Here is a 12,238-nt window from a genome sequence, read left to right as displayed (position 1 = left end):
GCGTTCTCGGAGGTGCATGGCCGGGCCTGGAGCGGGCTTCCTCGGATGGTGCGGCTCACGACGCCCGGCGCGCGCTCCACGAGCTCCCACAGGGCCTCGACGGACTCCATCGGCAGCGCGACCGCCAGCAGTCCGCGCTGCAGCGCGTTGCCGCGGAAGATGTCGCCGAAGCGCGGAGGATCACAGCCCGGAACCCGTAGCACTGCAACGCCCAGACCGCGGCCTCGCGGGATGAGCCGGTCCCGAAGTCCTCGCACCGCGACAACTGCACATCAGTTGCTGATTACCGCTGCTGTGACGGCCTGATGACGTTGGCCCAACGCCTTTAGTGCTGAATGATGTGTGTCAGCATCAGTGGAGTCCACAGTGGTCGTTGGTCGATTCGCGGGTGCGGCCCGGAATTGTTCCTGGGTATTTGGCACGACTTCCTCCGGTCATCCTCAACTGATCGATGCCCTCGGGGTCTGCGGGCGACTATTGCGCGACGGGTCATCAATGCTGTCGGGATCAGGTATTGGACGGTGGAGAAGGGCCAGGTGATGCTGGGGGATGACCGGTCGGCCTCAGGTGCGATGAGTGAAGCCCGGGGATTCCAAGGCCGGACCAGAGGAAGGATGGCTATGAGTCGGCTGTGCGAGACCGAGGGCTTGAGCGAGGAGCAGAGCGAGATCCTCAAGGCGGTGCGCAGGTTCGTGGAGGAGAAGATCCTCCCGGTCGCCACTGAGCTCGAGCACGCCGACGAGTACCCGACCGAGATCGTCGAGGGGCTCAAGGAGTTGGGCGTCTTCGGTCTGACGATCCCCGAGGAGTACGACGGGCTGGGTGAATCGCTGCTGACTTACGCGTTGTGCGTGGAGGAGATCGCGCGCGGCTGGATGAGCGTCTCCGGCGTCATCAACACCCATTTCATCGTGGCCCACATGCTGATGAAGCATGGCACCGAGGAGCAGAAGCGCAGGTACCTGCCCCGGATGGCGGTAGGCGAGCTGCGCGGCGCGTTCTCGATGTCGGAGCCGGGACTGGGCTCGGACGTCTCCGCGGTCAAGACCAAGGCCACCCGCAGCTCTGCCGGGTACGAGATCACCGGCCAGAAGATGTGGTTGACCAATGGCGGCTCGTCCAGCCTGGTCGCGGTGCTGTGCAAGACCGACGAGGGGGCCGAGTCGGTCTACAGGAACATGACGACCTTCCTGGTCGAGAAGGAGCCCGGTTTCGGCGAGGTGGCGCAGGGCATCACGGTGCCCGGCAAGATCGACAAGATGGGCTACAAGGGCATCGACACCACCGAGATGGTGTTCGAGGGCCACCAGATCTCGGCCGAGCGGATCCTCGGCGGAGAGCCCGGCAACGGCTTCTACCAGATGATGGACGGCGTCGAGGTCGGTCGCGTCAACGTCGCGGCTCGCGCGTGCGGCATCGCCCACCGGGCATTCGAGCTCGGGATCGCCTACTCGCAGCAGCGCGAGACGTTCGGCAAGCCGATCGCTGCGCACCAGGCCGTGCTCTTCCGCCTGGCCGAGATGGCCACCAAGGTCGAGGCTGCCCACACCATGATGGTGCGCGCGGCTCGGATGAAGGACTCCGGCCGGCGGATGGATGTCGAGGCCGGCATGGCGAAGATGCTCGCCTCGGAGTACTGCAACGAGGTCGTCGAGGCGTCGTTCCGGATCCACGGCGGTTACGGCTACGCCAAGGAGTACGAGATCGAGCGCCTCTACCGCGAGTCCGCGTTCATGCTGATCGGTGAGGGGACCTCGGACATCCAGAAGATGATCATCGGTCGGCGCTTGCTGGAGGAGTACGAGCAGTGAGAGCCGGGCCCGGGCGGCGGTCACCTGCCGGGTGGCCGCCGCCCGAGCGCTCGAGGAACCTCGCCCGGCACCGCGAGCAGGTGCCGGGCGAGGCGGATCAGCGGGTGGGAGTGGTGGTGTCCCCGGGAACAGCCGCCTGATCGGAGGTCGGCGTCTGCTCGGCCGCGGGTCGACCGAGCAGGGCGCGGGAGCACACCAACGAGATCGCGGTGGTCACGATGCCGAAGGCCACCGGGAGCACCATGCTGCCGGAGCCGCTGTGCAGCCACTGCAGGATCAGCGGGGTGGTGCCGCACAGGGCGCCCGAGAGGCCGTAGGTCAGCGAGATGCCGGTGTAGCGGACCCGGGCGGGGAAGCTCTGGGCCAACATGCCCGCCATGATCGCGTAGAACATCACGTCGGGGATCGTCGCCAGGACGGCGCCGATCATCGCGAGCGTCCAGTTGCCGGTGCCGATCAGAACGAACATCAGGGCGAGTGCCGGGATTTCGAGGCCGAGCAGCAGTGTGACCAGCGCGCGAGGGCTCCAGCGGGTGGTGAGGATGGCGCCGAAGGGCTGGACGAAGAACTGCACCACGCTGGCGATCAGGATGATGCTGAGGAAGGAGTCCTTGGAGAAGTCGAGGGACTTCGTGGCCCACGCGAGGGCGAAGGTGTCTCGGGCGTAGACGACCACGAAGACGCACAGGATGCCGAAGATGCCGAGCACGAGCTCGCGGAAGTTGCTGCGGAAGACCTCGACGACCGGGACCTTGACGACCTCGTTGCGCTCGTGCAGCTGTTTGATCGCGGGCGATTCCTCGAGCTTGAGCCGGATGATCAGGCCGACGACGACCAGCAGCGCGGAGGCGAGGAAGGGCAGGCGCCACGCCCATTCCAGCAGCGCGTCCTCCGGCAGCAGGCCGGTCACCGCCAGGAATCCCAGGGTGGCGAGGATCCGCCCGGCCGGTGAACCCTGCTGCGCGAAGGCGCCGAAGAGGAATCCGCGATCGGATCGGGTGTGCTCGGTGGCGATCAGCACGGCGCCACCCCACTCGCCGCCGACGGCCAGGCCTTGCAGCATGCGGAGCGCGATCAGCAGGACGGGCGCCGCGGCGCCGAGGGTGGCGTAGGTCGGGAGCAGGCCCACCCCGACGGTGGTGATGCCCATGAGCAGGAGGGTGGAGATCAGCGCGCGCTTGCGGCCGATGCGGTCGCCGAGGTGTCCGAACACGGCGCCACCGAGGGGCCGGGTCAGGAAGCCGACGGCGAAGGTGCCGAACGAGAGCAGCACCGCGACGGCGGGGTCGGCGTTGCTGAAGAACAGCGGACCGAACACGAGAGCGGAGGCCGTGCCGTAGATGTAGAAGTCGTACCACTCGATGGTGGTGCCGACGAAGGCGGCGATACCGGCTTTTCGCGCCATCCGCTCGTCGAGCTGGGGTGCTGTGGACATGGGGACTGCTCCTCAGGATGGATCAGGGGGAATGCCTCTGCGCGGCGTGGGCGGCCTGTGACCGCACTCACGCTAAAGGCGCCCTTGTTGCCTGTCCAAGACCGAATGTGGACGTGATTGATATCCGAACCGGCAATAGTCGGTGCTGCCTGAGGGCAGCCGAAAAGGCGCCGCCGAGCGGTTGTTTCGCGTCGGCGGCGCCGAGGTCGGACGGTTCTCCGGTCAGGGAACGATGAGCGTGATGCTTTCGGCCACGCAGACCGGCCGCTCGACGCCGTCGGCTTCGACGGTCCACCTCACGATCACCTGGCTCCCGGCTGGCACGTGCCGGACCTCTTGGATGCGGGGCGTGGCGCGGACCTTCGACCCCACGGGCACGGGGGCGGGGAACCGCACCTTGCCGAGCCCGTAGTTCAGGCGGGCGGAGCCGGTCTCGATCGCGTAGAGCCGGGCGGCGAACGCGGGCAGCATGGCCAGCGTGAGGTAGCCGTGGGCGATGGTGCCGCCGAACGCAGACGTCGCCGCTTTCTCGACGTCGACGTGGATCCACTGGTGGTCCCCGGTGACGTCTGCGAACAGATCCACAGTGGACTGAGTGATCTCCGTCCATTCCGTGGTGCCCAGGTCTTCCCCGATGGCCGCCTCGATCGCGGCGACGTCGGCGAACACGCGCGGCGGCATCAGGCGATCCGCTCGAAGACGGCGGCCAGCCCCTGACCGCCTCCGATGCACATGGTCTCGAGGCCGTAGCGCGCCTCGCGGCGGTGGAGCTCACGCGCGAGGGTTCCGAGCATCCGCGCGCCCGTGGCGCCCACGGGGTGGCCGAGCGAGATTCCGGAGCCGTGCACGTTGGTGCGTTCGTGGTCGGCGTCGGTGAACTTCCACTCCCGCATCACGGCCAGGGCCTGGACGGCGAACGCCTCGTTGAGCTCGATCACCCCCATGTCGGCCAGGGAGAGCCCGGCGCGGGCCAGAGCCGCCTCGGTCGCCGGGACCGGTCCGATCCCCATGACGTCCGGGCGCACACCGGCGGACGACCAGCTCACCAGCCGCACCAGCGGTCGCAGCCCCAATTCCTCGGCCGTGTCCGCGGTCGTGACCAGGCACATCGCCGCGGCGTCGTTCTGGCCGCTGGCGTTGCCCGCGGTGACCGTGGCCTCGGGGTCGTCTGCGGACAGGATCGGGCGCAACCGCGCCAGCGACTCCAGCGAGGTGTCGGCGCGGGGGTGCTCGTCGGTGTCGACGACCACCTCGCCCTTCCTGGAAGGCACGGTCACCGGGACGATCTCCTCGGCGAGGATGCCCGATTCCTGGGCGGCCACCGCGCGCTGGTGGGAGCTGACCGCGAGGCGGTCCTGGTCCTCGCGGCTGATCGCGTGCTCCCTGCGCAGGTTCTCCGCGGTCTCCAGCATGCCGCCGGGAACCGGGTGGAAGCGGCCGCCGGGGGTCTGCCGGCCGCGGGTCAGGCCGTCGTGGATCCGCACTCCGGTCCGGGCACCGCCCCACCGCATGTCGAGGGAGTAGAAGGGCACGTTGCTCATCGACTCGGCGCCACCGGCGACGACGACCTCGCTCGCGCCGCCGGCGACCTGCATGACGGCGTTGATGACGGCCTGGAGACCGGAGCCGCAGCGGCGGTCCACCTGCTGACCGCCGACGGTCACCGGGAGCCCGGCGTCGAGGCCGACGACGCGTCCGATGGCGGGTGCCTCGGCGGTGGGGTAGCAGTGCCCCAGGATGACGTCGTCGATGCGGTCGGGTTCGACGCCGGTGCGCGACAGCAGCCCCTTCAGCGCGGCCACGCCCAGGTCCACTGGGCTGACGTCCTTGAACATGCCGCCGTAGCGTCCGATCGGGGTTCGGACGGGCTCGCAGATCACGACTTCGCGCGCGTTGTGGTTCATCGTCGGGTGCCTTTCGGGGTGTCGAGTGCGAGGTCGGCCGAGAGGACGAGGAGCGTGCTGTCGCCCTTGCCCAGGCGGACCTCGGCGCGGTCATCGGCGGCGAGCGCCACGTTCGCGTGGGCGTTCTCGCCGCAGAACAACGGAGCTGTGTTGCGGTGGGCCAGGTGCCGCACCGAGCGGTCCGGGTGCTCCAGGCGGAGGCACTCGGCGAGCACGAGGGTCGAGAGCGGGCCGTGCACGACGAGTCCGGGATAGCCCTCGACGCGGGTGGTGTAGGGCCAGTCGTAGTGGATCCGGTGCGGGTTGGCGGTTGCGGCGCTGAACCGCATCAGCAGGGTCGGGTCGGTCCGGAAGCGCCAGTCCCCGTCTTCGGGGACGAGCGGTGCGCCGACCGGCACTCCGGTGGCCGGGACGGTGGGATCGGGAAGGTCCTCCGGCGCGTGTGCGGGGGCGGCCTCGCGGTAAACGAGGTTCTGCCGTTCCTCGAGCAGCAGCTCGCCGTCGGGATCGCGGAGGCGGATTCCGACCCGGACGATCACCAGGGGCCCGCTCTTGCCGGTTTTTTTCTCGACCGAGTCGACTCGTGCCTCCCGGATCACCTGCGTGCCCACTCGCAGGTCGCCGTGCAGCGTGACCTCTCCGCCGGCGAACATCCGGCGTGGGAGGTCGACCGGTGGCAGGAAATCTCCGCGCAGCGGGTGCCCGTCCGCGCCGATGGTCGACGAGGAGGGCCATCGCGGGAGCGCCACCCAGTGCCACAGCGGAGGGAGCACATCACCGGTACCGGGCACGGGTGCGTCGCTGTTCAGCAGCGCCCCGAGAGCGGCGACCGGTGACGGGTCCAGCGTTTCAACCGCGGTCGTCTCGTGCGCGGTCCAGCCCCGGTAGACCGCGGGCTCGTGCTCCTCGCTCACATGAACCGCCCGCCGGTCACCTCGGCCACGGTGCCGGTCATGTAGGACGACAGCGACGAGGCGTAGAAGAGAGCCACGTTCGCCACTTCGGCCGGTTCACCAGGGCGGGCCATCGGGATCTCGGCCATCTTCTGGTCCCACGCCTTCGCGGGCATGGCCTCGGTCATCGCCGAGCGGATCAGGCCGGGCTGGATGGCGTTGACGCGGACGCCGTGGTGGGCCATCTCCTTGGCGGCCGCCTTGGTCATGCCGACGATCCCCGCCTTGGCGGCCGAGTAGTTGGTCTGACCGACCATGCCGACCTTGCCGGACAGGGACGAGATGTTGACGATCGCGCCGGACTTCTGCTCCCGCATCCGGGCCGAGGCCAGCCGGGTGCCGTTCCAGCAACCCTTCAGGTGCACGGCGATCACCTGGTCGAACTGCTCCTCGCTCATCGTGCGCATGGTCGCGTCGCGCGTGATGCCCGCGTTGTTGACGACGACGTCCAAGGAGCCGAAGGTGCTGCGGGCCGTTTCCAGCGCCCGTTCCACGTCGGCGGCCGACACCACGTCGCACGCCACGCCGAGGACGTTGTCCGGGTCGAGTCCCTTGGCCGCCGCGTCGGCGGCGCCCCCGTCCAGGTCGGCGATCACGACGCGGGCGCCCTCGGCCGCGAAGCGCTCCGCGATGGCCAGGCCGATGCCCTGGGCTCCGCCGGTGATCAATGCCGTCTTGTCGTCGAGAAGTGCCATCAGCTGCTCCGCTCGTTGCTCGTCGCGGTCCGGTCGCGGGCCACCATCTGACTTGCGATCACGTTCTTCTGGATTTCGTTGGTGCCCTCGCCGACGACCGCATCCTGTTCATCGGGCGCGAGGCTGTTCATGGGGTGCTCCTGAGACTCGCGGACGCGCAAGACGTGATTCGTCGGGCGCGGGCGATGACGGGTGCGTCGACCATGCGGCCGTCCACGAGGACGACTCCTTCGCCGGCCGCATCCGCCTCGGCTGCGGCGGCGAGGACCCGGTGCGACCAGTCGATCTCGGTGGGCGTGGGCGCCAGAGCCGCTGCCGCGGGCACGACCTGGGCGGGATGGATGCAGAGCTTGCCGGTGAAGCCGACAGCGGCCGCTGCCGTCACGTCGTCGGACAACCGCTGCGCGTCGTGGACATCGCCGGTGACGCCGTCCACCGGACCGGGCAGCCCCGCGGCCGCCGAGGCCAGCACCAGCGACGCGCGCGCCGCGGCCAGCGCCGGCGCGTGATCGGGGTCCACACCGAGCTGGGCCGCGAGATCGTAGGTGCCGAGGGCGAGCCGCACGACGCCGTCGATCTCGGCGAGGTCCTGAGCGCGGTTGACGCCGAGAGCCGACTCGATGAGCGCGACGACGGCCGACCCGACCGGCAGTGCGCCGACGAGTTCGGTCGTGGCTCCGGTGTTCTCGGACTTGGGTGCCATGACGACGACCGGCCGGGCTTCGGCGAGGGCCGCGACGTCGTCCTCGTACCAGGGTGTGCCGACCGCGTTGACCCGGACGGCACAAGGTGCGTCGTGACCGGACAACCAGTCGACGACGTTGCGGCGTGCTTCCGGCTTGCGGGTGGGTGCGACGGCGTCCTCGAGGTCGAGCACGACCAGGTCGGCTCGGGCGGCAGCGGCCTTGGAGAAGCGCTCCGGGCGGTCCCCGGGAGCGAAGAGCCAGGTTCCCGCTGTTTCGGCGGTCGCGAGCGCGCTCATCGTTGCACCGCCCGTTCGTCGGTGGTGGCGATCACGCCGCGTTCGGCGAGGTCGGTGAGCGCGTCCGCGTCGAGGCCGAGAGCGTCGGCGAGCACTGAGCCGGTGTCCTGCCCGACGAGGGGTGCCGGTTCCGGGGTGGTCCGCCGACCGTCGACGACCAGGGGCGATCCGGGTGCGACGAGGCGGCCGACCCCCGGCTGGTCCACAGCGGAGAAGAGCGGGTGCTCGCGCAGCAACCGGGCGTCGTCGGCGGCCAGGTCGTTGAAGGTGCGGTACGGCGACCACAGGATGCGGGTGTCGGCGAGGGCCTCGGTCACGTGCGCCGTCGGATGCTGCTCGAACCACGCGGCGACCAGGCCCGCGAGCACGGTGCGGTGCCGGTAGCGCTGCCCTTCGTCGGAGAAGTCCGCCCCCAGCGCCCGGGCGAGCGCTGACACGGCGTCTTCGAGACCGGTGATCCGGAGCAGGTCGTGCCACTGGCGCCGGGTCAGGGCCACGATCATGAACCGGTCGCCGTCGGCGGTGGTGAAGTCGCGGCCGAACGTGCCGTAGACGTAGTTGCCGGTCGGCTCGCGCCGCACGGACGGCTGGAGCTGCGCCTCGGCGAGGTAGCCCAGGTTCCCCGCGCCTGCGAGGGCGACGTCTTCGAGGGCGACTCGGACCTCGGAGCCCGCACCGGTGAGCATCCGCCGTCGTTCGGCGGCGAGCAGTCCCGTGGCGAGGTGGAAACCGGCGGTGAGATCCCAGGCGGGGACCAGGCTGTTGACCGGGCCGTCGTGGTCCTCGGGACCGGTGACCAGGGGGAAACCGCTGGCCGCCTGGACGGTGTAATCGACGGCGGTGCCGCCGTCGTGCCGTCCGGTGAGCAGCGCGTGGATGACGTCGGAGCGACGCGTCCGCAACGCCTGGTACCCGAACTCCGGCCAGCGCTCGCTGTTGGTGACGAGGATGCCGCCCGAAGAGCCGCCCGAGACGACCAGGTCGGACACGAGTTCGCGCCCCTCGGGCCGGGTGAGGTCGACGGCGATCGCCTTCTTGCCCGGGTTGAGGCCGTTCCAGTAGAGGCTGACGCCCTCGTCGGTGAGCGGCCAACGGGTCCGGTCCGGAGCGCCTTCGACGGGCTCGACGCGGATGACCTCGGCGCCCAGCTGCGCCAGCACGGTGCCGCACAGGGGAGTGGCGACGAAGCTCGAAACCTCGACCACCCGGAGCCCGGCCAGCGGGCCGGCCCCCGGCGCGGTCGACGGCGAGGACGTCTCAGAGGGGGTCATTGGATCAGCCTTTCGGAAGTGGGCGAAACGGGTTCGGCGGACGCGGCCCGAATGCGGTTGCGGGCCAAGAGCGAGGTCCCGGCGACGAGGACGACCGGCACGCCGTAGACGAGGGCGAGCAGCCCGGTCGGGTAGGCGATCGCCACCCAGGAGTAGCCGACGGCCAGGCCGGCGAACCGGAGCGTGTTGTGCAGGCCGAGCGCGACGCCGCTCCCGGCGGCGGGGGAGGTCATCAGGCCGTGCCCGGCCGCCGCCTGCACGACTCCGATCGCCGAGCCGGTCAGGGCCAGCGCGACGACCGCGGCCGGTACGGCGAGGTCGTGCGGCACCGCTTCGACGACGAGGAGGAGGGCGACGAAACCGGCTCCGAGGAGCAGCAATCCGCCGAGCAGGCTGCGCTCGGCCGAGAACCGCTCGGTGATCCGGGAGGACAGGGGCGCGGCCAGGGTCATGGCCAGGGCGAGCGTCAGCATGACCGCACCGATCGCGCCCGGCCCCAGACCCAGGTCGCGGCCGAGGTGCAGCGGAGTGGCCACGATGGCCACGCCCAGACAGCTCATGACCGCGCAGGCGGCGGCGGTGCTGGCGACGTACCGGCGCTCGGCGACCAGACCGGCGGGGATGAACGGACCGGCCTCGGTGCGGCCGAGTCGGCGGTGCCACACCAGCGCGAGCACGCCCACGGCGGCGAAACCGACCGCCGCCCAGGGGGATCCGTGCTGGCCGAGCCAGCTCACGGCGCCCACGAGGGAGCCGATGCCGATCGTCAAGGTGGCCATCCCGGACGCGTGCAGCGGTGCCGAAGCGCCGGCGACCGCCGGCACGACCGTCAGGCAGAGCACCAGCAGCACGAGGCTGAGCGCCGCGTGGGTGAGGAAGACCCACCGCCACCCGAGCGCGTCGGCGACCAGCCCGCCGAGCGGCGGGCCGAGGGACTGGCCCACCCCCATGGCGGCGGCCCAGCCCGCCATCGCCCGGGCCCGGTGCCGAGCCCAGTGGCGACCGAGCACCTGCTGCACCGCGGGCGGGACGGCGGAGCAGGCGACGCCCTGCAGGGCGCGCATCACGACGAGGAACGCCAAGTCCTGGCTGAACGCCGCGCCCGCCTGGGCGGCCACCATCAGCAACAGCGACCAGCCCAGCACCTGCCGCGAGCCGAACCGCTGGCACATCCACCCCGACAGCGGTGCGCAGAGCACCATCGCGAGCGTGAATGCGCTGACCGCGAGGACGATCCCGCGCGGCGAGGCACCGATCGCGTGGGCGATGACGTTGATCGGTGCGCTGATGATCGTGCTCGCCAACGTGCCCAGCGTCGTGCAGGCGAGCAGCGCGGCGTACGCCGCGCGCGGCGGGTCGGGAGCAGCAGCGACGTGGTTCATCGCAGGTAGAGCCGGACCGTGTCGATCTCTTCCCGCAGGAGCCGGACCTCTTCGGCCGTGGGGCGCCGGGTCTCCCGCACGTCGTCGGCGACCGGGATGTTCCAGCCGGTGGCCTCGCGCACTTCCTCCGCGGTGTGGCCGGGGTGGACCTCGCTGATGACCAGTTCGCCGAGCTTGTCGGGGCGGTGCAGCACGGCCATCGGAGTGATGACCGTCGAGACGCCGTGCCCCGGCGGCACCATCCGAGGATCCTCGGCGTGCGCTCGGGCGGGGCTGGGGGACGTGCAGAAGTCCAGCTGCGCCGGGAGCGAGCCGGGGTCGTGGCGGCGGAGCACCACGATGCACTCGGCGGCGTTGGGCATGATCTCGGCGGCTCCGCCGGCTCCGGGCAGCCGCACGGTGGGCTGGTCCCAGTCGCCGATGAAGCTGGTGTTGAGGCTGCCCCACCGGTCGACCTGCGCCGCGCCGAGGAAGCCGACGTCGACGTGGCCGCCCTGGAGGACGTAGCCGAACAGCGCCGGCATGCCGAGCGCGGCCGCCGCCCCGGAGACGAGCACCGAATCGGCGATGCCCTCGGCCAGGCCCTCCGGCTGGGCGCCGCAGATGCCGGATTCGTAGACCAGCTCGACGTCCGGGTTGGTGGTCCGGCGGGCCAGCTCGACCGCGAGCGTCGGCAGGCCGACCCCGGCGAAGACGCGGTGCCTGCCGACGAGTTGCCGCGCCGCGACGGCGGCGAGGAACTCGGTGGTGGAGGGAGCGACGTCCGACAGCACCTCGCCGGGAACGGATTCGGCGCGACTGCTCATGCGATCACCCGCCGGCGGCCGAAGTCCACGGGCTGCGAGGGTCGGGGGGCGACGCGCACGCTCTCCCACCGCTCGGAGCCCAGCTTCGCCAGGTACGCCGCCCGGTCGGGCACCCGGTGCACCCACTCGTCGAGCCACTGCACAAGTGCGTCGCGGTCCCTGCTGATCGGCGTCCACTCGCGGTAGAAGGCGTTGTCGCGGTCGTAGTGGCCCTGCGCGTACGACGGGTGGGCACCACCGGGGCACTCGACCACGGCCGACACGGCGTGCGAGGGCAGGACGGTGCGGTTGGGGTCGGAGCGGACCACCTCCTCGTCGACGATCTCCTCGACCGTGGCGATCACCGCTCGCGCGGCGTAGGCGGCCTCCTGCTGCGCCCCGGTGATGCCCCACATCTGGACGTTGCCGGAGCGGTCGGCGCGCTGGGCGTGCACGATCGTCACGTCCGGCCGCAGGGCGGGGACGACGTAGATGTCGGGGCCGCCGTACGGGTCGGCGACCTTGCGGATCATCGGGTTGAGCCGGGGGAGGTCGCTGCCCGCGTAGGAGCGGAGCGGGAGGAACGGCAGCCCGGCCGCGCCGGCCTGGTAGCGGCACACCATGCCGTAGTGGCTGTACTCCTCGACCTCGAGCGGCGCCGGGTCGGAGCGCTCGACGCGTCGGCGCACCTCGTGCAACGACCCGGCCGAACCGCTCGCGAAGAACGACGCGATCAGCCGGCGGACGCATCCGGCGGCGATCATCTGGTCGGCCAGCAGGTCCGGGGTCATCCGGCAGAAGGTGAGGTCCGCGATGCCCTGGCGGATGATCTCGTGGCCGGCCGCGAAGGGGATGAGGTGCCCGAAGCCCTCCAACGCGACGGTCATCCCGTTCTCGACGTGCACGGCCACGGCCGCCGGCAGGTCGGTGACCTTGTCTGGGGCTGGCATCGGGGCTCCTCGCGTCGCAGGGTCGGACGGCCCCAATCTGCCGCCGTTCGTGCGAGGAACTCCAATACTT

12 protein-coding genes and 1 pseudogene are annotated in these 12,238 nt (G+C 70.8%); 1 reads left to right on the top strand and 12 read right to left on the bottom strand.

What is annotated here, in order from left to right:
* Positions 1–62 precede the first annotated feature (62 nt).
* A pseudogene (locus AB0J78_RS06825) lies at positions 63–250 on the bottom strand (3-isopropylmalate dehydratase small subunit); the annotation flags it as partial.
* 370 nt (positions 251–620) lie between these two features.
* On the opposite strand from AB0J78_RS06825, the gene AB0J78_RS06820 reads away from it, so the two are divergent.
* On the top strand, positions 621–1,811 hold the full coding sequence (locus AB0J78_RS06820; RefSeq protein WP_363787694.1) for an acyl-CoA dehydrogenase family protein: 1,191 nt from the start codon (positions 621–623) through the stop codon (positions 1,809–1,811).
* A 97-nt stretch (positions 1,812–1,908) separates the two neighbouring features.
* Here the strand turns inward: AB0J78_RS06820 and AB0J78_RS06815 are convergent, their stop codons facing one another.
* The 11 genes from AB0J78_RS06815 to AB0J78_RS06765 form a co-directional block, all read right to left on the bottom strand.
* Positions 1,909–3,246, bottom strand: a complete 1,338-nt coding sequence (locus tag AB0J78_RS06815) for an MFS transporter (RefSeq protein WP_363787693.1) — start codon at positions 3,244–3,246, stop codon at positions 1,909–1,911.
* A gap of 222 nt (positions 3,247–3,468) precedes the next feature.
* Entirely contained in the window at positions 3,469–3,927 is a 459-nt protein-coding gene (locus AB0J78_RS06810) for a MaoC family dehydratase (protein WP_363787692.1), read from the bottom strand.
* Positions 3,927–5,150 (bottom strand): acetyl-CoA C-acetyltransferase, encoded by a 1,224-nt coding sequence (locus AB0J78_RS06805; RefSeq protein WP_363787691.1) that lies wholly within the window; start codon positions 5,148–5,150, stop codon positions 3,927–3,929. Before AB0J78_RS06805 ends, AB0J78_RS06810 begins: the two co-directional genes overlap by 1 nt.
* Complete coding sequence (locus AB0J78_RS06800) at positions 5,147–6,064, bottom strand: MaoC family dehydratase N-terminal domain-containing protein (RefSeq protein WP_363787689.1); 918 nt, start codon at positions 6,062–6,064, stop codon at positions 5,147–5,149. The genes AB0J78_RS06805 and AB0J78_RS06800 overlap by 4 nt, the downstream gene beginning before the upstream one ends.
* Positions 6,061–6,798, bottom strand: coding sequence for a 3-oxoacyl-ACP reductase FabG (gene fabG, locus AB0J78_RS06795; RefSeq protein WP_363787688.1), 738 nt, complete (start codon positions 6,796–6,798; stop codon positions 6,061–6,063). Before fabG ends, AB0J78_RS06800 begins: the two co-directional genes overlap by 4 nt.
* A complete protein-coding gene (locus AB0J78_RS06790) occupies positions 6,798–6,929 on the bottom strand; it encodes a hypothetical protein (RefSeq protein ID WP_363787687.1) in 132 nt (43 codons plus the stop codon). Before AB0J78_RS06790 ends, fabG begins: the two co-directional genes overlap by 1 nt.
* Positions 6,926–7,780 (bottom strand): CoA ester lyase, encoded by an 855-nt coding sequence (locus AB0J78_RS06785; RefSeq protein WP_363787686.1) that lies wholly within the window; start codon positions 7,778–7,780, stop codon positions 6,926–6,928. The genes AB0J78_RS06790 and AB0J78_RS06785 overlap by 4 nt, the downstream gene beginning before the upstream one ends.
* Positions 7,777–9,051: a CoA transferase gene (locus tag AB0J78_RS06780; RefSeq protein WP_363787685.1), complete on the bottom strand. Its 1,275-nt coding sequence runs from the start codon at positions 9,049–9,051 to the stop codon at positions 7,777–7,779. Before AB0J78_RS06780 ends, AB0J78_RS06785 begins: the two co-directional genes overlap by 4 nt.
* Positions 9,048–10,433 (bottom strand): MFS transporter, encoded by a 1,386-nt coding sequence (locus AB0J78_RS06775; protein WP_363787684.1) that lies wholly within the window; start codon positions 10,431–10,433, stop codon positions 9,048–9,050. Before AB0J78_RS06775 ends, AB0J78_RS06780 begins: the two co-directional genes overlap by 4 nt.
* Positions 10,430–11,239, bottom strand: coding sequence for a CoA-transferase (locus tag AB0J78_RS06770; RefSeq protein WP_363787683.1), 810 nt, complete (start codon positions 11,237–11,239; stop codon positions 10,430–10,432). Before AB0J78_RS06770 ends, AB0J78_RS06775 begins: the two co-directional genes overlap by 4 nt.
* A complete protein-coding gene (locus tag AB0J78_RS06765; RefSeq protein WP_363787682.1) occupies positions 11,236–12,168 on the bottom strand; it encodes a CoA-transferase in 933 nt (310 codons plus the stop codon). The genes AB0J78_RS06770 and AB0J78_RS06765 overlap by 4 nt, the downstream gene beginning before the upstream one ends.
* Positions 12,169–12,238 lie beyond the last annotated feature (70 nt).

Source organism: Saccharopolyspora sp. NPDC049426 (assembly GCF_040676935.1).
GTDB lineage: Bacteria > Actinomycetota > Actinomycetes > Mycobacteriales > Pseudonocardiaceae > Saccharopolyspora.
This window is presented reverse-complemented; position numbering and strand designations above follow the sequence as displayed.